A 21,571-nucleotide genomic window follows, 5' to 3' on the forward strand; every position below is an offset into this window, starting at 1 on the left:
GAGCACGAGGTCGGCAGCCTCGCGTTTGAATTCAGCGGAAAAGGTACGGCGTTGTTTGGTCATCTGACACCTCGATCTGGCGAGTATTCTCGCCTAAAAGGGTGTCCGGTTTCATTAGACCACTACACTCTGATGATTGAGTGATAGGCGTTCTATGGGCTGATCGATTGAGAAAATCTTTTTTACCCAACGAACGATTATCGCTATAAGGGGCGCCATTAGCTGTCTTAGCCTGGAGTGAATTGAATGAGCACTGGCAAAGAAGAACTGGAAGTAGAGGAAGATTTCGCAGTCGTCGATTCGGACGAAGTCGTAGAGCCTGTTGTCGAGGTCGCTAAAACCAATCTGGCCAAACGCCGCACCATTGACGCACTGCTGGAAGAAAAACGGCTCAGAAAAGAGCTGGAAGATTATGGATACGACCTGTAATCCCGGAGATACGGCATCAAAAGCCTCCTGTTGTGGAGGCTTTTGCTCAGGGGGCTTGGGGTATTACATCTTCAAGCCCCTCTCTTCACACCAGGCCATTGCGCTGTGCCAGCTCAATCAAATCTACAAGTGAACGGGCATTAAGCTTCAATAAAAGGCGCGTTTTGTAGGTGCTCACCGTTTTATTGCTCAAAAACATGCCATCCGCAATTTCCTTGTTACTCTTTCCACGTGCCAACTGCTGCAACACCATCATTTCTCGCCCAGAAAGGCGATTGACCATATCTGCCTCACTGGCATTCCCCAAGCTTGAACGTACTGAGTGCAAGGCTTGATTCGGGAAATAACTGTAGCCAGACAGTACGGCCTTGATTGCACTCAACAGTTCAGTCAAGTCCTGCTGCTTGCATACATAACCGGCTGCACCGGCTTGCATGCAACGCATGGAAAAGTGACCCGGGGCTTGTGAAGTCAACACCAGCACCTTGATAGGCACTGCCGGTGTGGACAACCGCGCTATAACTTCAAGCCCGTCAAGCCTAGGTATTCCAATATCCAGAATTACGATATCAGGCGCATATTCACGCGTAAGCTGCAAAGCATCCACACCATTATCCGTCTCTGCAATAACCTCGTAGCCATGTCGTTCCATGAGCATACGCACAGCAAGACGAATTACAGGATGATCATCCACGATCAGCACTTTATTCATGGGCCATTCCAATTTATCGCTGTTCGAATTTTCAGAACCAGCACCATAGCCTAGTCGCAACAAACTGGGCATAGCACCCCCTCAAGCATCAACAACCAAAGACATTTCCTACAAATATTGGAGATCAACCCTACAGATATCGCCCATTGAAACGCCCCCCACACACTTTCGTCACAAGCTGCCAGACATGGGAAGACCGAAACTCAAGAAAGCGCCGAGAATTAAAATAAAAACCCAACATAGAACTGCAACACTTTCACACAGATAACGAAATCGTACCCACTTAAGACACATTCAAAAAACCAGATATAAAACACATTCAAAAATCTGACCAAACAGCCTGACAACTCAACTACATACCCCACCCCCATGGCCTGCCGCCCAAATAAAATGCCCCACCCCCATTAAAAACCACAAAAAACACAGTGACAAATCTCAATGTTCATTCAAATTAAATCTACTATTTTTCCAAGGGAAAATATTACAATTTCATGCTTACAGAATCGGACTACAAATCATTAGGAAAACACCTAAAGCATTAAATCACGCTAAAATAACGGCAAGACGTTCGCCCAGGCAAACCCAACCAAGATAAAAATAAATATCCGATAGATACGTTCATCCACCTACAACTCCCTCTCAGACTTATCATTCAAATCAGTCACTGACTAAAAACCTTACACCCTTTACAAAAAACACTTAACGCCCTTTAACAAGGTCCGATCTGATAACGACAGCCCCCCTACAAAAACAAACCTCTTATTCAAGAAATCGATAAATTCCGCCAGCCGGGCGCGACACAATCTCATGCAATTGATTTGCGCCTTAAAAAAAACACGACTAATTTTAAAAAACGCTAGCAACTCCCTGAAGAAAGCGCTGAACCAATCACCCGACTTACATTGACCCTGCACAGATACTCCAAGCTGGCCATACACCGCCAAGAAGCGCCTTCTTCCTTATCATTCCGACTTTTACCAAAAGGCACTTTCATGATAAAAAACACCATAAAAATCAACCACCCACTTACCGTTATCGCTGTTTTTTCAATGCTGACGGAAGCGTCCGCTGCAGTCTCTCTCCCTTATATCGACAGTGAGCATCAAAAAATATACGTATGGTTCCTGATTGTGTTCCCATCACTTCTGATCACGTTGTTTTTCCTGACCTTAAACTTCAATAACAAAACACTTTATACCCCCGCTGACTTATCCAAAGCCGAGAATACTCCGGAAGGGTTCTCTCAGCCGACTGGCCCTTGCCTGAAGCAAGGCAATTCATTTGCAAGCACAAGTACATCCGCACAACTATTTATACCCGCCTGCCCTTCAGGCTCCCCGTACAGCTTATACAGACCCCATAACATCTTCCTTCAAGGCCAAAGAGTCCACCACGTAGACCCTCCCCCGTTTCCACCCCCCGAAAGAGCGCACGCAACATTCTTTGCCAAGAGTCATGCATGGAGAGAGGGCTCAGAGTTAAAAACACTTTATCTTATGGACCTGAACTACCTGCACTTGCTCTCCCCTCATAAAGGCACTGCCGAAGAGGTATTACATATCTATTACAAAGCAACCCGCAAATATAAAAACACGCCCCCCAGACATGCTGTACTGCTACTGCTTACCAACCAGCACTCCAGTATCCCTCAGGAAACTCTTCGACTGGCCATCGACAACTTCAAACATACGTCATCCATCAACCATACAACCATTATCAGCTACAACACCGACGCACACAGATTCACCCTGCTTAACTCACCCCGCCCCCAAACAAATACCTGAATTGCAGGAAAAAAAAAGCCCCAGCCAATTGGCTGGGGCTTTACCAGGCGAGCTGTATCAGAACAACTTGCGCCCTTTATTTGCAGCAATACGCATGCGCAATGCATTCAACTTGATGAAGCCGGCAGCATCGGCCTGATTGTAAGCACCGCCATCCTCTTCAAAGGTTGCGATGTTGGCATCAAACAACGACTCGTCAGACTTGCGACCGGTAACAATCACGTTGCCTTTGTACAGTTTGAGGCGAACAACACCGTTAACGTGAACCTGCGAAGCATCAATCATCTGTTGCAGCATGATGCGCTCAGGGCTCCACCAGTAGCCGGTGTAGATCAGGCTGGCGTACTTTGGCATCAACTCGTCTTTCAAGTGAGCGACTTCACGATCCAGAGTAATCGACTCAATGGCGCGGTGAGCACGCAACATGATGGTGCCGCCCGGGGTTTCATAGCAACCACGGGACTTCATGCCAACATAACGGTTTTCGACGATATCCAGACGGCCGATACCGTGTTCGCCACCAATACGGTTCAACGTTGCCAGAACAGTCGCAGGTGTCATCTCAACACCGTCCAGCGCAACGATGTCGCCATTACGGTAGGTCAGTTCCAGGTACTGCGGCTTGTCAGGAGCGTTCTCCGGAGAGACGGTCCACTTCCACATGTCTTCTTCGTGCTCAGTCCAGGTATCTTCGAGCACACCACCTTCGTAGGAGATATGCAGCAAGTTGGCATCCATCGAGTACGGGGATTTTTTCTTGCCGTGACGCTCGATCGGGATTGCATGCTTTTCAGCGTAATCCATCAGCTTTTCACGGGAGAGCAAGTCCCACTCACGCCAAGGAGCAATAACCTTCACCCCTGGCTTCAAGGCATAGGCACCCAGTTCAAAGCGAACCTGGTCATTACCTTTACCCGTTGCACCGTGGGAAATGGCATCGGCGCCCGTTTCATTGGCGATTTCAATCAGGCGTTTGGCAATCAGCGGACGAGCAATGGATGTACCCAGCAGGTACTCGCCTTCGTAAACGGTGTTGGCGCGGAACATCGGGAAAACGAAGTCACGAACAAACTCTTCGCGCAGGTCATCAATGTAGATTTCCTTGACGCCCATGGCTTGCGCCTTGGCACGTGCAGGTTCGACCTCTTCACCCTGACCCAGGTCAGCGGTAAAGGTTACGACTTCACAGTTATAAGTATCCTGCAGCCACTTCAGGATCACCGAAGTGTCCAGGCCGCCCGAATAAGCCAGAACGACCTTGTTTACGTCCGCCATGCCATCACTCCACGGGTTGTTCGAAAAGCCGAACAGTCTACCGCCCACAGCCATGAATTTACAGAGGCGCGACAGCTTAAGACGACAAAGCGACAGTTTATATCAAAGACGCGACGAGACCGTTGCTTCAGGAAATAGCCGCTGGATTGCTGGGACCTACAGATGGCGCAGCTTTTTCAGGCACAGGGAGCCGTTCCAGGCGGACGCTTACCCGGCGATTTTTCGCCCGGTTTACCCGACTGGTATTCGCCGCCAAGGGGTATTGCTCACCATGGAATCGCACCGTGATCTGCGACTCCTGCAGGCCGTTCTGCTTGAAATACTCCATTACCGCCAATGCCCGGCGCCGCGACAGCTCACGATTGGTCAAGCGATTGCCCTGATTATCGGAATAACCGTCGAGGATGACGTGATTGACTGTAGGGTCTGCCTTCAAGTATTCGACCATGACTTGCAAGTTGACCCGGGCCACCGCGTCCAGTTCGGTCCCCCCGCCAGGGAAACCGATCTGGCTTTGTCTGACCTGCTCAAAGTTTTTCGGTAAAAGCTTTGCGGTACAGGCCTCGTAGTCGCCGTAAGCCTGGCGAAACCTGACAGGGAGCAGGCGTACTTCCGAGACATTGCCCTCACGAGAATAATGCCTTATCAAGGGGCTGCGCCCCTCAATCAAGCCTCGAAACAAGTTGGCGGCCTGCGCCTGGGAACTGTTGAAAAGCACCTGCCCACGGCCAATACGCACCGAGCCCAGGTCAATATCACCACGGCCCGGTTGCCAGGGCGCAGCGGCGGCCAACAGCTTGGCAGAGCCCTCGCCCAACATTGAGTTGTAGGCATTAAGACGAAATACAGCCTGTTCTCCTGCACGCCTTACAAAAGCACCCGAACCAAAATCGGTAATCGGCTGAATCAGACGGCATTCGAATTTGTCACCTTCCACTTTCCACTCGATATTCTCCAGCCGCGTCTGAAAAGTCAGAGCCATGGCTGGCAGGCTGGCAAACATACTGAGCAGGATGAAATAACGCTGGCGCACGGGAGGCTCCACAGGCTTGTACAGCAAAAAAACAGGCCACAGATTTACGGCATGCTCATCAGATATCGGTCAGCAATCACAAAACTTGATAGCGAGTGCCTGCCAGAGTCTTTTCCGGTAGCATTCACCTCAGTTCGACCCGCCTGGAATCCCCAATGTCTGACCGCCTGACCCTGCTGCGTCCCGACGACTGGCATATACATCTTCGCGATGGTGCTGTGTTGCCTCACACTGTCGCGGATGTAGCGCGCACTTTTGGCCGCGCCATCATCATGCCCAACCTGGTACCCCCGGTGCGCAATGCCGCCGAGGCCGACGCCTATCGCCAGCGCATCCTGGCTGCACGCCCCGCTGGCAGCCGCTTCGAGCCGCTGATGGTGCTGTACCTCACCGATCGTACCCAGCCAGAAGACATTCGCACGGCCATGGCCAGCGGATTCGTCCATGCAGCCAAGCTGTATCCGGCCGGGGCAACGACCAACTCCGACTCCGGTGTAACCAGTATCGACGCGATCTTCCCGGTTCTGGAAGTCATGGGCGAAGTCGGCATGCCTTTGCTGATCCACGGTGAAGTCACCCGAGCCGGCGTAGACGTGTTTGACCGCGAAAAGATCTTCATCGACGAGCATATGCGCCGCGTCGTAGATCGTTTCCCGACGCTGAAAGTCGTGTTTGAGCACATCACCACCGCCGACGCGGTGCAGTTCGTCAACGAGGCTTCGGCCAACGTCGGCGCAACCATTACCGCTCATCACCTGCTGTACAACCGCAATCACATGCTGGTTGGCGGCATTCGCCCGCACTTTTATTGCCTGCCGATCCTCAAGCGCAACACCCATCAGGAAGCCCTGCTGGATGCGGCCACCAGCGGCAGCGAGAAGTTTTTCCTGGGCACTGACTCGGCACCTCACGCCCAGCACGCCAAGGAAGCGGCGTGCGGTTGCGCCGGGTGTTATACCGCCTATGCGGCCATCGAGATGTACGCCGAAGCGTTCGAACAGCGCAATGCGCTCGACAAGCTGGAAGCCTTTGCCAGCCTTAACGGCCCGCGCTTCTACGGCTTGCCCGCCAGCAACGAACAGATCACCCTGGTTCGCCAGGAGTGGACCGCCCCAACCAGCCTGCCTTTCGGCGAGCTGACCGTAATTCCGCTGCGCGCCGGTGAAACACTGCGCTGGCGCCTGCTGGAGGAACAGCTGTGAGTGACGACCATTATGATGACGAACACGAAGGCGGCCATGGCGGCGGTCCACGCCACCCGATGGCAGAGCGCTTTCGCGGTTATCTGCCGGTCGTAATCGATGTTGAAACCGGCGGTTTCAACAGTGCTACTGATGCATTGCTGGAAATTGCTGCCGTAACGATCGGCATGGACGAAAGAGGCTTTGTGTTCCCCGAACACACCTATTTCCACCGTGTCGAGCCGTTTGAAGGCGCCAATATCGAAGCCGCTGCACTGGAATTCACCGGTATCAAGCTCGATCACCCACTGCGCATGGCCGTCAGTGAAGAGACAGCCCTGACCGATATCTTCCGCGGTGTGCGCAAGGCCCTGAAGGCCAATGGCTGCAAACGCGCCATTCTGGTGGGGCATAACAGCAGCTTCGACCTGGGCTTCCTCAACGCCGCTGTCGCGCGCCTGGACATGAAGCGCAACCCTTTCCACCCGTTCTCGAGCTTTGACACCGCGACCCTTGCTGGCCTGGCCTATGGCCAGACCGTCCTGGCAAAAGCCTGCCAGGCCGCCGACATCGACTTTGATGGGCGTGAAGCACACTCGGCCCGTTACGACACCGAGAAAACCGCCGAGTTGTTCTGTGGCATCGTAAACAGCTGGAAACAAATGGGCGGCTGGAAAGACTTCAACGACTGATCCTGTCGTAAAGGCTTACAGCGCACCATAAAAAAACCGGACACTGGGTCCGGTTTTTTTATGCCTGAAACTGACGATTACAGCTGGTCAGCATTTTCAGTCAGGTAAGCCGCAACACCTGCAGTCGAAGCGGTCATGCCCTTGTCGCCTTTTTTCCAGTTGGCCGGGCAAACTTCGCCGTGCTCTTCGTGGAATTGCAGGGCGTCAACCAGACGCAGCAGCTCGTCCATGTTGCGGCCCAGTGGCAGGTCGTTGACGATCTGCGAGCGCACAACGCCTTTGTCGTCGATCAGGAACGCGCCGCGCAGAGCCACGCCGCCTTCGGTTTCAACGTCGTAGGCCTTGCAGATGGCGTGATTGATGTCGGCAGCCATGGTGTATTTCACCTGGCCGATGCCGCCATTGTTCACTGGCGTGTTGCGCCATGCGTTGTGGGTGAAATGGGAGTCAATGGACACCGCAACCACTTCAACATTGCGCGCCTGGAACTCAGGAATACGGTGATCCAGTGCGATCAGCTCGGACGGGCATACGAAAGTGAAGTCCAGTGGGTAGAAGAACACCAGGCCATATTTGCCTTTGATGGCGGAGGACAGCGTGAAGCTGTCAACGATTTCGCCAGTGCCAAGTACGGCGGCGACGGTGAAGTCAGGGGCTTGTTTGCCTACGAGTACGCTCATTGGATATCTCCTGGTGTGCAGCGTGAAAAACAGAACCTGATTGGGCAGCCGTTGAAAACGACGCCAGGCAATCAGCTCCCGGGTAAAAAGACCGGTCATCATACACCGCTCGTCGGAACTGGCAGGCACCCTTTTTCACCCGCCCGAAAGCGCTCAAAAGAACCGTTCGTCAGCACAGTGCCTGAGACCCTCAATTGAGACTCAAGGTACTTTGACAATCATTCTCGTTAACATTAAGATCCTTGGCATTGAATCCCAACCAGCGATGGTTCTTATTTATGTACGTTTGCCTTTGCACTGGCGTCACCGATGGAAAAATCCGCGACGCAATCTACGACGGTTGCTGCAGTTACCGTGAAGTGCGTGAAGCGACAGGTGTTGCCAGCCAATGTGGCAAATGTGCCTGTCTGGCCAAGCAAGTGGTTCGCGAAACCCTTTCCTCGCTGCAAGCCAGCCAGGCTGTCATGAGTTTCCCGGCAGAATTTTCAGTCGCCTGATTAACCAATTCCAAAGAACCGGACATAGCGTCCGGTTTTTTTATGCCCAGAATTCAAGTGCTTAGGCCCAAGACGCGGAACACAAACATTCTTATTCCGATTAATTTTCATTTATTATTCAAATACTTAGGTTTGACAGTCTGCAAGGTGCAGATCAAACTCTGCCCTATATACAGTTAATTAAGGCAGGCCCCAGCCATGAAAGGCGACATTTCGGTTATTCAGCACCTCAACAAAATTCTCGGCAACGAACTGGTCGCAATCAACCAATACTTCCTGCATGCACGCATGTATCAGGATTGGGGCCTGGAGAAGTTGGGCGCGCATGAGTACCACGAGTCCATCGACGAGATGAAACACGCGGATAAACTGATTAAACGCATCCTGTTCCTGGAAGGCCTGCCAAACGTACAGGACTTGGGCAAGCTGCATATCGGCGAGCACACCAAGGAAATGCTGGAGTGTGACCTGCGCATCGAGAAGACTGGCCACGCCGACCTCAAGGCCGCCATTGCGCATTGTGAAGTAGTTGGTGACTTTGGCAGCCGGGAAATGCTCGAAGATATTCTTGAGTCGGAAGAAGAACATATCGACTGGCTGGAAACTCAGTTGGGCCTGATCGACAAAGTGGGTATTGAGAATTACCTGCAATCGCAAATGGGTGAGTAACTAACACCCATTAAAAAGCCCCGCCTTGTTTATCACAGAGGCGGGGCTTTTTTATGCGTGCGACAAAACAACTGTCACGACGCGACTGATATCAGGCTTCAGTCTTGTTTGCTGCGGCTTTCTCGACAGCTTCTTTGATCAAAGCCTGCAAAGAACCATCAGCGGCCATTTCAGCCATGATGTCGCTACCGCCAACCAGCTCGCCACCTACCCACAATTGCGGGAAAGTTGGCCAGTTGGCGTACTTTGGCAGATTGGCACGAATTTCAGGATTCTGGAGGATGTCCACGTAAGCGAACTTCTCGCCACACCCCATGACTGCCTGAGCAGCTTTAGCCGAAAAGCCGCACTGCGGGGCATTCGGGGAGCCTTTCATGTAGAGCAGAATGGTGTTGTTGGCAATCTGGTCTTTAATAGTTTCGATGATATCCATGGAGCACCTCGGCTGAACTTTCCGACGCAGATGTCGGCACGGTGGCGCATTGTAACGGAAAGCCGAGCGCGACGCTCGGTCTCCCCGACAGACAATAGTATGCCCCTGCTCCCTCCACAAAGCTTGTTGTCCCTGCCGAGAAACGATGGCTGCGAGCAGTTAAACCCCGCCTCATGACAGGAATGTTGCCAACGCCATCGCAGCCGTCGCTCCTCGCCAGCGATGACAAATACGACGACCTCGCCCCCCCTCGCAATTGCCAAGCTACGCCACGGCAGTGTACAAATGGGCAGCTGAGGTGAGGCAAACCGCCTGATGTGGCTCATGCAGCGCAAGACCCGCTCAAACCTCTATACATATGACCCTTATTGGCAAGACGCGACATTTCCTTATAAGATCGCGCCTTCCCCTATTTCGTCGCCCCGTGCGGCTTTCGCCGCAGGTCTCGCCCGTTTTTCCGAAAACCCCGGCCTTGAGCATCTGCGATCGTTGCAAAAAAAGGTAGTTAATGATGAGCGCAAGGCACTTTCTCTCCCTGATGGATTGCACTCCCGAAGAGCTAGTCAGCGTGATTCGCCGCGGCATCGAGCTTAAGGACCTGCGCCAGCGCAGCGTTCTGTTCGAACCCTTGAAAGGTCGCGTACTGGGCATGATTTTCGAAAAATCATCGACCCGCACCCGCCTGTCATTTGAAGCTGGCATGATCCAGCTCGGTGGCCAGGCCATTTTTCTGTCACCACGAGATACCCAACTGGGTCGTGGCGAACCGATAGGCGACTGCGCCATCGTCATGTCACGCATGCTTGACGCCGTCATGATCCGCACCTTCGCCCACAGCACCCTGACCGAGTTTGCGGCCAATTCCCGCGTACCGGTTATCAATGGCCTGTCGGACGACCTGCACCCATGCCAGCTGCTGGCTGACATGCAGACCTTCCTTGAGCATCGCGGATCGATCAAGGGCAAGACCGTGGCCTGGATTGGTGACGGCAACAACATGTGCAACAGCTATATAGAAGCGGCCATCCAGTTTGACTTCAACCTGCGTGTTGCCTGCCCCGAAGGCTATGAGCCCAACCCCGAGTTCGTGGCGCTGGCAGGCGAACGCGTTACCATCGTTCGCGACCCGCGTGATGCCGTGATTGGCGCCCACCTGGTGAGCACCGACGTATGGACATCAATGGGTCAGGAAGACGAAACGGCCAAGCGCCTCGAACTGTTTGCCCCGTATCAGGTCAACCGTGCCCTGCTCGACCTGGCGGCCGATGACGTGCTGTTCATGCACTGCCTGCCTGCTCATCGCGGCGAAGAGATCAGCGTCGACCTGCTGGACGACCCTCGCTCCGTGGCCTGGGATCAGGCCGAAAACCGCCTGCATGCGCAAAAAGCGCTGCTCGAATTCCTTGTCCAACCGGCGTACCAATCCGCATGAGTCAGCCGCTATTGCTAAACCTTCGTGATCTGGCCTGTGGGTATCAGGGCCAGAGCGTGGTGCAAAACCTCAACCTGCATCTCAATGCCGGTGATATCGGCTGCTTGCTGGGCTCTTCGGGGTGCGGCAAAACCACGACATTGCGTGCTATTGCCGGGTTCGAACCGGTACACCAGGGTGAAATCAGGCTGGCAGGCGAAGTGATCTCCAGCGCCGGCTTCACCTTGGCACCCGAGAAACGTCGTATTGGTATGGTGTTTCAGGACTACGCTCTGTTCCCGCACCTGAGCGTGGCCGACAACATTGCCTTCGGCATTCGCAAGCACCCGAACAAAGACCGTGTGACCGAAGAGCTGCTTGAGCTGGTCAACCTTAAAAACCTGGGCAAACGCTTTGCGCACGAGTTATCAGGTGGTCAGCAGCAACGCGTTGCCCTGGCCCGCGCCCTGGCACCCGAGCCGCAACTGCTGTTGCTGGATGAGCCATTCTCCAACCTGGATGGCGAGCTGCGCCGCAAGCTCAGCCACGAAGTGCGCGATATCCTGAAAGCCCGTGGCACAAGTGCGATTTTGGTGACACACGATCAGGAAGAAGCCTTCGCTGTCAGCGATCATGTGGGTGTGTTCAAGGAAGGCCGCCTTGAACAGTGGGACACCCCTTACAACCTCTACCACGAACCTCAGACGCCCTTTGTGGCGAGCTTTATCGGTCAGGGATACTTTATTCGCGGCCAGTTGCTGACACCTGAATCGGTACAAACCGAGCTGGGTGTCTTGCGTGGCAACCGTGCGTATACCTGGCCAACGGGCGGTGCAGTGGATGTATTGCTGCGCCCGGACGATATCGTCTACGCACCGGACAGCGATTTGAAGGCGCGGATCATCGGCAAGACATTCCTCGGCGCATCGACCCTTTATCGCCTGCAACTGCCGACAGGCAGCCAGCTGGAGTCGATCTTCCCGAGTCATGCCGACCACTTGCCTGGCGCTGAAGTGGGCATTCGCGTTGCCGCCGAACACCTGGTGATGTTTCAAACCAGCGGCAGCATAGCGGCGCAAATCCCGCAATCCGAATCAGGTGTAAGGCGTTTCAGCACAGCGCACTAAAAACCTGTGGCAGCGCTTACGCCCTGCCTACTTCTGCGAACTTCGCTTGCGTGTGCTCTGCCAGCACCGCAGGCGCCAGTTCCACCTCCAGCCCGCGTCGTCCGGCGCTGACAAAAATAGTCGAAAAACCCTCGGCACTTTTATCAATAAAAGTACGCAGGCGCTTCTTTTGCCCCAACGGGCTGATCCCGCCAAGCAGATAACCTGTGGAGCGCTGAGCCGCCGCCGGGTCCGCCATTTCGACTTTCTTCACCCCCGCTGCCTGAGCCAGCGCTTTCAAATCAAGACTTCCGACGACCGGTACGACGGCAACCAGCAACTCGCCCTTTTCACTGCTGGCCAACAGCGTCTTGAACACTTGCGCAGGCTCCAGGCCAAGCTTTTCTGCGGCCTCCAGGCCGTAGGATGCCGCCTTGGGGTCGTGTTCATAGCTGTGTACCCGATGTTCGGCGCGAACTTTTTTCAGCAGGTCCAGTGCAGGCGTCATGACAGCTCCAGTTTTGCAGAGGAGAAAGAAATACGATGGCCGATTTTAGGCTATTACCCCGTAAAAAGGCGCTGAAACCGAGGTTACAGACCCAGCATGTAGCTAAAAAGTTACCTTTACCCCTCTCAATTCGTAGTCTTTGTTTACATAAAAACCAATACCAAAGCACTCATCTGAAGTCAGAATGTGAATACCCGTTCACTTTCGACCTTTGACAGCAGTGTTTCTTGTCTATATTTTTTCGAATCTGAATATACTCACACGACTCAGCCTGACAGCGTAAAACACAAATACGCAGTTCCCGGTCCAGGCTCAGGCGCACTGCCACCCTGATTGACGACGTCAAAAAACAACAATAACGAGGTTTTACATGTCGACTGCATCGCAGCACCCCACACTTTCAGGCCAGTGCCTGGCCGAGTTTCTCGGCACCGCACTTTTGATATTCTTCGGTACCGGCTGTGTTGCGGCTCTCAAGGTCGCGGGCGCAAGTTTTGGCCTATGGGAAATCAGCATCATCTGGGGCATTGGCGTCAGCATGGCGATTTATCTGACAGCGGGCGTTTCCGGCGCACACCTGAACCCGGCGGTCAGCATTGCGCTGTGCCTGTTCACCGATTTTGAAAAACGTAAACTGCCTTTCTATATCCTCGCCCAGATCGCAGGGGCCTTTTGCGCAGCGGCGTTGGTTTACACGCTCTACAGCAACCTGTTCTTCGATTACGAACAAGCCCACCAGATGGTACGTGGCAGCCAGGCCAGCCTGGAATTGGCCTCGGTATTCTCGACCTACCCGCACCCTTCGCTGACAACGCTGCAGGCCTTCCTCGTCGAGCTTGTGATAACCGCTATCCTTATGGGCGTAATCATGGCCCTGACCGACGACAAAAACGGCTTGCCCCGTGGCCCATTGGCCCCCCTGCTGATCGGCTTGCTGATCGCCGTCATTGGCAGCTCGATGGGCCCATTGACCGGTTTTGCGATGAACCCTGCGCGTGATTTCGGGCCCAAGCTGATGACTTTCTTCGCTGGCTGGGGGGACGTCTCGTTCACCGGCGGGCGCGATATCCCGTATTTCCTGATTCCCATTTTTGCACCCATCGTAGGTGCCTGTCTGGGCGCTGCCATTTATCGCGGGATGATTGCCCGGCACTTGCCTGACATTGCCCCGGCAGATGCGGTTACCCAAGCCGCTGCGCCTGCAAAGACCCAGGCATCCTGATACCGACTGATGAAACGGGGCGCACGAGACCTACTGCCCGTTACCTGTCTCGCGCCCGCCACCTCCCTCATTCTGCAAGGCACTAACAAATGACCGACACTCAGAATAAGAACTACATCATTGCGCTGGACCAAGGCACCACCAGTTCGCGAGCGATCATCTTCGATCGTGACGCCAACGTGGTGTGCACAGCACAACGTGAGTTCCAACAGCATTACCCGCAACCGGGCTGGGTCGAACACGACCCAATGGAGATTTTTGCCACCCAGAGCGCCGTGATGGTTGAGGCCCTGGCCCAGGCCGGCCTGCATCATGACCAGGTTGCCGCCATCGGCATTACCAACCAGCGCGAAACCACGGTGGTCTGGGACAAAGAAAGCGGCCGCCCGATCTACAACGCCATCGTCTGGCAATGCCGTCGCAGCACCGAGATCTGCGAGCAGCTCAAACGCGACGGTCACGAGCAATACATCAGCGACACCACCGGCCTGGTGACCGACCCGTACTTCTCCGGCACCAAACTGAAGTGGATCCTCGACAACGTCGAAGGCAGCCGCGAACGGGCGCGCAAAGGCGAACTGCTGTTTGGCACCATCGACAGCTGGCTGATCTGGAAATTTACCGGCGGCAAAACCCACGTTACCGATTACACCAACGCCTCGCGCACCATGCTCTTTAACATCCACACTCTGGAGTGGGATGCCAAGATGCTGGAGGTGCTGGATATCCCGCGCGAAATGTTGCCTGAAGTGAAGTCGTCTTCAGAAATCTACGGCCGCACCAAAAGCGGTATCGCCATCGGCGGCATTGCCGGCGACCAACAGGCCGCGCTGTTTGGCCAGATGTGCGTCGAGCCCGGCCAGGCCAAGAACACCTACGGCACCGGCTGCTTCCTGCTGATGAACACCGGCGCCAACGCCGTGAAGTCGACCCACGGCATGCTGACCACCATCGCCTGCGGCCCCCGCGGCGAAGTGGCCTACGCCCTGGAAGGCGCCGTGTTCAACGGTGGTTCCACCGTGCAATGGCTGCGTGACGAACTGAAGATCATCAACGACGCCCACGACACCGAATACTTCGCCAATAAAGTCAAAGACAGCAATGGCGTGTATCTGGTGCCTGCCTTCACCGGCCTCGGTGCCCCCTACTGGGACCCGTATGCCCGTGGCGCACTGTTCGGCCTTACTCGCGGTGTACGCGTAGACCACATCATTCGTGCTGCGCTGGAGTCGATTGCCTACCAGACACGGGACGTACTGGACGCTATGCAACAGGACTCCGGCGAACGCCTCAAAGCCCTGCGTGTAGACGGTGGTGCCGTAGCCAACAACTTCCTGATGCAGTTTCAGGCAGACATCCTCGGCACCCAGGTTGAACGCCCGCAAATGCGTGAAACCACGGCCTTGGGCGCTGCCTACCTGGCGGGTCTGGCTTGCGGCTTCTGGGGCAGCCTGGATGAACTGCGCGGCAAGGCGGTGATCGAGCGCGAGTTCGAACCTGCACTGGACGAAAGCTGCAAAGAGAAGCTCTATGCCGGCTGGAAAAAAGCCGTAAGCCGTACCCGCGACTGGGAACCTCACGAAGAAAGCAACTAAGTACGGGCAATTACATCTGCGGGCGCCTATGGCGCCCGCAGTTGCTTGAGGCACCTGCGAGTAGCAGACGACGCTTTCCTGCGGCATCATGGGTGAATTTGCTTCGCCGCCCAAAGGAAACTCCATGAATCTGCCTCCACGCCAACAGCAGATCCTCGAACTCGTACGCGAGCGCGGTTATGTCAGCATCGAGGAAATGGCTCAGTTGTTCGTCGTCACGCCGCAGACCATTCGCCGTGACATCAACCAGTTGGCAGAAGCCGACCTGTTGCGCCGCTACCACGGTGGCGCCGCCTATGACTCCAGTGTAGAGAACACCGCCTACGCCATGCGGGCCGACCAGATGCGCGATGAAAAGCGCCGCATTGGCGAAGCCATTGCCGCCCAGATTCCCGATCACGCCTCGATTTTCATCAATATCGGCACCACCACCGAGTCGATTGCCCGGGCGCTGCTCAACCACAATCACCTGAAAATCATCACCAACAACCTGCATGTTGCGTCGATCCTGAGCGCAAAAGACGACTTCGAAGTACTGATCGCCGGCGGCAATGTGCGCCGCGATGGTGGCATCGTCGGTCAGGCCAGCGTCGACTTTATCAACCAGTTCAAGTTCGACTTCGCCTTGGTTGGTATCAGCGGTATCGATTCTGACGGCAGCTTGCTGGACTTTGACTATCAGGAAGTACGCGTATCCCAGGCGATTATCGCCAATGCCCGACAAACTATCCTGGCAGCGGACTCCAGCAAGTTCGGCCGCAATGCAATGGTCCGCCTGGGCCCGATCACCTTGATCGATTGCCTGGTCACCGACCAGCCGCCCGTGCCGGAGCTGGCGCAACTGCTGGCCCAGAACAAAATTCGTCTGGAAGTGGTGTAACCGCACTCAGATAGTGATGCGGGTTCAGATGCTGTGGGGCGGGCTTGCTCGCGATGGCATCACCGCAACCTGACAGGTGAGCCGCAGCGCCTGCATTGCGAGCAATGCCTGCTCCCGCAGAATCATTGCCCTACACTAAAATGTTCGAAATTCTTCCTTTCGACGCCCTTCGATGAGTTTTTTCAATCGAAGGGTGCTGGCTGCCCGCGCCTTTATCCGCTAATATTTTCGCAAATGAACATTAATGTTCGAATTCAAATATGCGTAAAGAACGCGAGGCCAACCCATGCCCCTGACCACCTTGCCTGCCACTCCCCTCGCTGAGGTTTACGACGTCGCCGTTATTGGTGGTGGAATCAATGGTGTCGGGATTGCGGCAGATGCAGCCGGGCGCGGCCTCTCGGTGTTCCTTTGCGAAAAGGACGATCTGGCCAGCCACACGTCCTCTGCCAGCAGCAAGCTGATCCACGGTGGCCTGCGCTACCTCGAACATTACGAGTTCCGCCTGGTGCGCGAAGCGCTGGCCGAACGCGAAGTGCTGCTGGCCAAAGCCCCGCATATCGTTAAACCGATGCGTTTCGTATTGCCGCACCGACCGCACCTGCGCCCGGCGTGGATGATCCGTGCCGGCCTGTTCCTGTATGACCACTTGGGCAAGCGTGAAAAACTGGCTGGTTCAACCAGCCTCAAGTTCGGTGCCAACAGCCCCCTTAAAGCAGAAATCACCAAAGGCTTTGAATACTCCGATTGCTGGGTCGACGACGCGCGCCTGGTAGTGCTCAACGCCATGGCCGCGCGGGAAAAAGGCGCCCATGTTCACACCCAGACCCGTTGCGTCGGCGCGCGCCGTAACAAGGGCTTGTGGGAGTTGAACCTGGAACGTGCAGATGGCAGCCTGTTTTCGATCCGCAGCAAGGCCCTGGTCAACGCCGCCGGCCCCTGGGTCGCCAAATTCATCAAGGACGACCTCAAGCTGGACTCGCCTTACGGCATCCGCCTGATCCAGGGTAGCCACCTGATTGTGCCCAAGCTGTATGACGCGCCAAATGCCTTCATCCTGCAGAACGAAGACCAGCGGATTGTGTTCACCATTCCGTACATGGACCAGTTCACCATCATCGGCACCACTGACCGCGAATACACCGGCGATCCGGCCAAGGTCAGCATTACCGAAGAAGAAACCGACTACCTGCTTAATGTGGTTAACGCCCACTTCAAGCAGCAAGTAAGCCGCAGCGACATTCTGCGCACCTACTCCGGCGTGCGCCCGCTGTGCAATGACGAGTCCGACAACCCTTCTGCCGTGACCCGCGACTACACCCTGGCATTGTCTGGCGCAGCGGGCGAGGCCCCGCTTCTATCGGTATTTGGCGGCAAACTGACCACCTATCGCAAGCTGGCCGAATCGGCCATGGCACAGCTGACACCCTACTTCACCCAGATCAAGCCGAGCTGGACCGCCAGCGCGACATTACCCGGCGGCGAAGGCATGACCACGCCAAAAGCCCTGAGCGAGGCCCTGGTCAGCAAATACAGCTGGCTGGATGCCGCAATTGCCAAGCGCTGGGCAATCACCTATGGCAACCGCTCCTGGAGCTTGCTCGAAGGTGCACAAGGCCTGAGCGACATGGGCGAGCATATCGGCAGCGGCCTTTACAGCCGTGAGGTTGATTACCTGTGCAACCAGGAATGGGCACTGGAGGCACAGGACATCCTGTGGCGCCGCACCAAGCTTGGGTTGTTCACCACGGCCGAGGAACAGGCCCACCTGAGCCAGTACATGACCACCCTTGGCCTGAAACACCGCAAGGTTCAGGCCGCTTAATTCGCGTTTAGATGGCCCGTGGGAGCGAGTCCGCTTGCACGGGCCTTCGCTCCTCCCCCCCCGCACTGCCTGCCTTTCATTCGGTTTTCCGAACGCACTCCCCCCCAATGATTCGGCTTTCCGGGCATCTGCATGCCACCGAAGTCCCGACATAAAACTTTAATTCGTTATAAATCAGCAGGTTAGACTTTAATGCCAGGGCTGGCACGACTCATGCTCTACACTCTATGCCGAATGCTTAAACAGAGCGTTTAGCCTGTTGAGACGTTCTGAGTAAAAAAGGGCCTGCAAACGGGCTCAATAAAAAAAACAATGTCGAGGAAACATCGATGCGCATCGTTCCGCAACTTTTGGGCGCAGCAATTGCTGCAGCTCTGATTAGCACTCCAGTTTTTGCAGCCGAATTGACCGGCACACTGAAGAAAATCAAAGAATCCGGCACCATCACCCTTGGGCATCGTGACTCCTCCATTCCGTTCTCCTACATCGCGGACGCTTCCGGCAAACCGGTTGGCTACTCCCATGATGTGCAACTGGCTATCGTTGAAGGGCTGAAAAAACAGCTCGACATGCCGGACCTGAAGGTCAAGTACAACCTCGTTACCTCCCAGACCCGTATCCCGCTGGTGCAGAACGGCACCGTTGACGTTGAGTGTGGTTCCACCACCAACAACGTTGAACGCCAACAGCAGGTCGACTTCTCGGTCGGCATCTTCGAAATCGGTACGCGCCTGCTGTCCAAAAAGGACTCGCCTTACAAGGACTTCGCTGACCTGAAAGGCAAAAACGTCGTGACCACTGCTGGTACCACCTCCGAGCGCATCCTCAAGGCGATGAACGCCGACAAGCAGATGGGCATGAACGTGATCTCGGCAAAAGACCACGGCGAAGCCTTCAACATGCTGGAGTCGGGCCGTGCTGTTGCTTTCATGATGGACGACGCCCTGCTGGCCGGTGAAATGGCCAAAGCCAAGAAGCCTACAGACTGGGCCGTGACCGGCACTCCACAGTCTTACGAAATCTACGGCTGCATGCTGCGTAAAGGCGATCCGGAATTCAAAAAGGCCGTGGATGACGCCATCGTTGCCTACTACAAGTCGGGCAAGATCAACGACACCTACAAAACCTGGTTCGAGTCGCCGATTCCACCAAAAGGCCTGAACCTGATGTTCCCGATGAGCGATGAGCTCAAAGCGTTGATTGCCACCCCTACCGACAAGGCAGCAGACGACAAACCGGCTGAAGAAAAGAAATCCTGATTTCAGCCGGCTGAAACCCCCGGGCGCAAGCCATTGCGCCCGGGGGTGTCGACCACCTTTGGACTAAGCTTCTTATTGCATTAGAGAGCACTCGACCCGCCGGTTATCGAGCGGGCTAAGTGTGCCCGGCGACCCTGCCGGGTGAGAACGGATTCCCTGAAGCAAGTGCTTGTTTATAGACCCATCTGAGGGGAGACCCTGCATGAATTACAATTGGGACTGGAGCGTGTTCTTCAAGTCCACCGGCGTAGGCAGCGAGACATATCTCGACTGGTTTATTTCCGGCCTGGGCTGGACCATCGCTATCGCTGTTGTCGCCTGGATTGTCGCGCTGATCCTGGGTTCGCTGCTGGGCGTGATGCGCACCCTGCCGAACCGCTTTATCGCGGGCATTGCCACGGTATACGTAGAAATCTTCCGTAACGTTCCGCTGCTGGTGCAGCTGTTTATCTGGTACTTCCTGGTGCCCGATCTACTGCCGCCCAACCTGCAGGAATGGTACAAGCAGGACCTCAACCCGACCACTTCGGCTTATCTGAGCGTTGTCGTGTGTCTGGGCCTGTTTACCGCCGCACGTGTTTGCGAACAGGTACGTACCGGTATCGAAGCCCTGCCACGGGGCCAGGAAGCAGCGGCCCGCGCCATGGGTTTCAGCATGGCGCAGATCTACTGGAACGTGCTGCTGCCACAGGCCTACCGAATCATCATTCCACCGCTCACCTCCGAATTCCTCAACGTGTTCAAGAACTCGTCCGTGGCCTCGCTGATCGGTTTGATGGAACTGCTGGCACAAACCAAACAGACGGCCGAGTTTTCCGCCAACCTGTTTGAAGCCTTCACCCTGGCCACGTTGATCTACTTCACCCTGAACATGAGCCTGATGCTGTTGATGCGCCTGATCGAGAAAAAAGTAGCCGTACCCGGTCTCATGTCTCTGGGGGGCAAATAATGGACTTCTTCGATTTCAGCGGGATTGTCCCCGCCCTGCCGGGCCTGTGGAACGGCATGATCATGACCCTCAAGCTGATGGTCATGGGCGTTGTCGGTGGTGTGGCCCTGGGCACCGTGCTGGCCCTGATGCGTTTATCGTCAAGCAAGTGGATGGCCAACCTGGCCGGCGCTTACGTGAACTACTTCCGCTCCATCCCGCTGCTGCTGGTGATTACCTGGTTCTACCTGGCGGTGCCGTTCGTGCTGCGCTGGATCACCGGCAAGGACACCCCGATCGGGGCGTTCGAGTCGTGCCTGGTAGCCTTCGTCATGTTCGAAGCAGCCTACTTCTGCGAAATCGTGCGAGCAGGCGTGCAGGCCATCCCCAAGGGGCAAATGGGTGCAGCCAAGGCCCTGGGCATGAGCTACGGCCAGGCCATGCGCCTGATCATCCTGCCCCAGGCCTTTCGTAAAATGACCCCGCTGCTGCTGCAACAGAGCATTATCCTGTTCCAGGACACCTCTCTGGTCTACACGGTTGGCCTGGTGGATTTCCTCAATGCCTCGCGTTCCAGTGGCGACATCATCGGCCGCTCCAATGAGTTCCTGATCTTCGCCGGTCTGGTGTATTTCATCATCAGCTTTTCCGCCTCGCTGCTGGTCAAGCGTCTGCAAAAAAGGTTTGCCGTATGATCTCGATCAAGAACATCAACAAGTGGTACGGGGACTTCCAGGTACTGACCGATTGCAGTACTGAAGTCAAAAAAGGCGAAGTGGTCGTTGTCTGTGGCCCGTCGGGCTCGGGCAAGTCGACCCTGATCAAGTGCGTCAACGCCCTTGAACCGTTCCAGAAAGGCGACATCGTGGTTGACGGCACCTCCATTGCCGACCCGAAGACCAACCTGCCGAAGCTGCGTTCGCGGGTTGGCATGGTGTTCCAGCACTTCGAACTGTTCCCGCACATGACCATCACCGAAAACCTGACCATTGCCCAGGTCAAGGTATTGGGCCGCAGCAAGGCTGAAGCCACCAAAAAAGGCCTTGAGCTTCTGGAACGCGTCGGCCTGTCGGCCCATGCCCACAAGCACCCCGGCCAGCTTTCCGGCGGGCAACAACAACGTGTGGCGATTGCCCGCGCCCTGGCCATGGACCCGATCGTCATGCTGTTTGATGAACCGACCTCGGCCCTTGACCCGGAAATGGTCAACGAAGTGCTCGATGTCATGGTGCAGTTGGCCAACGAAGGCATGACCATGATGTGCGTGACCCACGAAATGGGTTTTGCCCGCAAGGTCGCCAACCGGGTGATCTTTATGGATCAGGGCAAAATCGTCGAAGACTGTGAGAAAGAAGAGTTTTTCGGTGATGTATCGGCCCGCTCCGAGCGTGCCCAGCACTTCCTCGCCAAGATCCTGCAGCACTAAACACCCGTTCAGCTCCCACCGGCTTG

Annotated in this window: 22 protein-coding genes; 16 read left to right on the forward strand and 6 right to left on the reverse strand. The window is 55.3% G+C overall.

Annotated elements, in window-relative coordinates; all coding sequences use genetic code 11:
• Nucleotides 1-246: 246 nt before the first annotated feature.
• Entirely contained in the window at nucleotides 247-429 is a 183-nt protein-coding gene (locus tag HBN79_RS21225; protein ID WP_016779702.1) for a hypothetical protein, read from the forward strand.
• An 85-nt stretch (nucleotides 430-514) separates the two neighbouring features.
• Here the strand turns inward: HBN79_RS21225 and HBN79_RS21230 are convergent, their stop codons facing one another.
• Complete coding sequence (locus tag HBN79_RS21230; RefSeq protein WP_095002959.1) at nucleotides 515-1,141, reverse strand: response regulator transcription factor; 627 nt, start codon at nucleotides 1,139-1,141, stop codon at nucleotides 515-517.
• A 992-nt stretch (nucleotides 1,142-2,133) separates the two neighbouring features.
• On the opposite strand from HBN79_RS21230, the gene HBN79_RS21235 reads away from it, so the two are divergent.
• On the forward strand, nucleotides 2,134-2,925 hold the full coding sequence (locus HBN79_RS21235) for a hypothetical protein (RefSeq protein WP_143518880.1): 792 nt from the start codon (nucleotides 2,134-2,136) through the stop codon (nucleotides 2,923-2,925).
• 57 nt (nucleotides 2,926-2,982) lie between these two features.
• Here HBN79_RS21235 and HBN79_RS21240 read toward each other — a convergent pair whose 3' ends face one another.
• Nucleotides 2,983-4,200 (reverse strand): argininosuccinate synthase, encoded by a 1,218-nt coding sequence (locus tag HBN79_RS21240; RefSeq protein WP_016779698.1) that lies wholly within the window; start codon nucleotides 4,198-4,200, stop codon nucleotides 2,983-2,985.
• Between the two features lie 127 nt (nucleotides 4,201-4,327).
• On the reverse strand, nucleotides 4,328-5,233 hold the full coding sequence (locus HBN79_RS21245) for an OmpA family protein (RefSeq protein WP_095024200.1): 906 nt from the start codon (nucleotides 5,231-5,233) through the stop codon (nucleotides 4,328-4,330).
• Between the two features lie 155 nt (nucleotides 5,234-5,388).
• Here HBN79_RS21245 and pyrC point away from each other — a divergent pair, with 155 nt between their 5' ends.
• Together pyrC and rnt are read left to right on the forward strand one after the other, a co-directional pair.
• A complete protein-coding gene (pyrC, locus tag HBN79_RS21250) occupies nucleotides 5,389-6,435 on the forward strand; it encodes a dihydroorotase (RefSeq protein ID WP_169917148.1) in 1,047 nt (348 codons plus the stop codon).
• Nucleotides 6,432-7,106, forward strand: coding sequence for a ribonuclease T (gene rnt, locus HBN79_RS21255; protein ID WP_016779695.1), 675 nt, complete (start codon nucleotides 6,432-6,434; stop codon nucleotides 7,104-7,106). The genes pyrC and rnt overlap by 4 nt, the downstream gene beginning before the upstream one ends.
• A gap of 77 nt (nucleotides 7,107-7,183) precedes the next feature.
• Here rnt and HBN79_RS21260 read toward each other — a convergent pair whose 3' ends face one another.
• On the reverse strand, nucleotides 7,184-7,786 hold the full coding sequence (locus HBN79_RS21260; protein WP_095001402.1) for a peroxiredoxin: 603 nt from the start codon (nucleotides 7,784-7,786) through the stop codon (nucleotides 7,184-7,186).
• A gap of 278 nt (nucleotides 7,787-8,064) precedes the next feature.
• Here HBN79_RS21260 and HBN79_RS21265 point away from each other — a divergent pair, with 278 nt between their 5' ends.
• Nucleotides 8,065-8,283, forward strand: coding sequence for a bacterioferritin-associated ferredoxin (locus HBN79_RS21265; RefSeq protein WP_016779693.1), 219 nt, complete (start codon nucleotides 8,065-8,067; stop codon nucleotides 8,281-8,283).
• Between the two features lie 198 nt (nucleotides 8,284-8,481).
• On the forward strand, nucleotides 8,482-8,952 hold the full coding sequence (bfr, locus tag HBN79_RS21270; RefSeq protein WP_016779692.1) for a bacterioferritin: 471 nt from the start codon (nucleotides 8,482-8,484) through the stop codon (nucleotides 8,950-8,952).
• A 91-nt stretch (nucleotides 8,953-9,043) separates the two neighbouring features.
• Here bfr and grxD read toward each other — a convergent pair whose 3' ends face one another.
• Nucleotides 9,044-9,385 carry a Grx4 family monothiol glutaredoxin gene (grxD, locus tag HBN79_RS21275; protein WP_016779691.1) on the reverse strand — a complete coding sequence of 114 codons (342 nt, stop codon included), beginning with the start codon at nucleotides 9,383-9,385 and terminating at the stop codon, nucleotides 9,044-9,046.
• A 511-nt stretch (nucleotides 9,386-9,896) separates the two neighbouring features.
• On the opposite strand from grxD, the gene argF reads away from it, so the two are divergent.
• The gene (argF, locus tag HBN79_RS21280) at nucleotides 9,897-10,817 is read left to right on the forward strand and encodes an ornithine carbamoyltransferase (protein ID WP_095019465.1); all 921 of its coding nucleotides are present in this window, start codon (nucleotides 9,897-9,899) and stop codon (nucleotides 10,815-10,817) included.
• Nucleotides 10,814-11,923, forward strand: a complete 1,110-nt coding sequence (locus tag HBN79_RS21285) for an ABC transporter ATP-binding protein (protein WP_095001404.1) — start codon at nucleotides 10,814-10,816, stop codon at nucleotides 11,921-11,923. The genes argF and HBN79_RS21285 overlap by 4 nt, the downstream gene beginning before the upstream one ends.
• A gap of 16 nt (nucleotides 11,924-11,939) precedes the next feature.
• On the opposite strand, the gene ybaK is transcribed toward HBN79_RS21285, so the two are convergent.
• Nucleotides 11,940-12,410 carry a Cys-tRNA(Pro) deacylase gene (gene ybaK, locus HBN79_RS21290; RefSeq protein WP_095001405.1) on the reverse strand — a complete coding sequence of 157 codons (471 nt, stop codon included), beginning with the start codon at nucleotides 12,408-12,410 and terminating at the stop codon, nucleotides 11,940-11,942.
• Nucleotides 12,411-12,780: 370 nt separating this feature from the next.
• Here ybaK and HBN79_RS21295 point away from each other — a divergent pair, with 370 nt between their 5' ends.
• The 8 genes from HBN79_RS21295 to HBN79_RS21330 all read left to right on the forward strand — a co-directional run bounded on the left by HBN79_RS21295 (nucleotide 12,781) and on the right by HBN79_RS21330 (nucleotide 21,545).
• Nucleotides 12,781-13,632 (forward strand): MIP/aquaporin family protein, encoded by an 852-nt coding sequence (locus tag HBN79_RS21295; protein ID WP_095001406.1) that lies wholly within the window; start codon nucleotides 12,781-12,783, stop codon nucleotides 13,630-13,632.
• An 89-nt stretch (nucleotides 13,633-13,721) separates the two neighbouring features.
• Entirely contained in the window at nucleotides 13,722-15,227 is a 1,506-nt protein-coding gene (glpK, locus tag HBN79_RS21300) for a glycerol kinase GlpK (protein ID WP_095001407.1), read from the forward strand.
• A gap of 124 nt (nucleotides 15,228-15,351) precedes the next feature.
• Nucleotides 15,352-16,107, forward strand: coding sequence for a DeoR family transcriptional regulator (locus tag HBN79_RS21305; RefSeq protein ID WP_019823558.1), 756 nt, complete (start codon nucleotides 15,352-15,354; stop codon nucleotides 16,105-16,107).
• A 286-nt stretch (nucleotides 16,108-16,393) separates the two neighbouring features.
• The gene (glpD, locus tag HBN79_RS21310; protein ID WP_095001408.1) at nucleotides 16,394-17,932 is read left to right on the forward strand and encodes a glycerol-3-phosphate dehydrogenase; all 1,539 of its coding nucleotides are present in this window, start codon (nucleotides 16,394-16,396) and stop codon (nucleotides 17,930-17,932) included.
• 329 nt (nucleotides 17,933-18,261) lie between these two features.
• Nucleotides 18,262-19,191 carry a glutamate/aspartate ABC transporter substrate-binding protein gene (locus tag HBN79_RS21315; protein WP_095001409.1) on the forward strand — a complete coding sequence of 310 codons (930 nt, stop codon included), beginning with the start codon at nucleotides 18,262-18,264 and terminating at the stop codon, nucleotides 19,189-19,191.
• Between the two features lie 202 nt (nucleotides 19,192-19,393).
• Entirely contained in the window at nucleotides 19,394-20,140 is a 747-nt protein-coding gene (locus tag HBN79_RS21320) for an amino acid ABC transporter permease (protein WP_016779683.1), read from the forward strand.
• A complete protein-coding gene (locus HBN79_RS21325) occupies nucleotides 20,140-20,814 on the forward strand; it encodes an ABC transporter permease subunit (protein ID WP_019823564.1) in 675 nt (224 codons plus the stop codon). Before HBN79_RS21320 ends, HBN79_RS21325 begins: the two co-directional genes overlap by 1 nt.
• Nucleotides 20,811-21,545: an amino acid ABC transporter ATP-binding protein gene (locus tag HBN79_RS21330; RefSeq protein WP_016779681.1), complete on the forward strand. Its 735-nt coding sequence runs from the start codon at nucleotides 20,811-20,813 to the stop codon at nucleotides 21,543-21,545. Before HBN79_RS21325 ends, HBN79_RS21330 begins: the two co-directional genes overlap by 4 nt.
• Nucleotides 21,546-21,571 lie beyond the last annotated feature (26 nt).

This window comes from Pseudomonas sp. WS 5051 (genome assembly GCF_012985715.1).
GTDB lineage: Bacteria > Pseudomonadota > Gammaproteobacteria > Pseudomonadales > Pseudomonadaceae > Aquipseudomonas > Aquipseudomonas bubulae.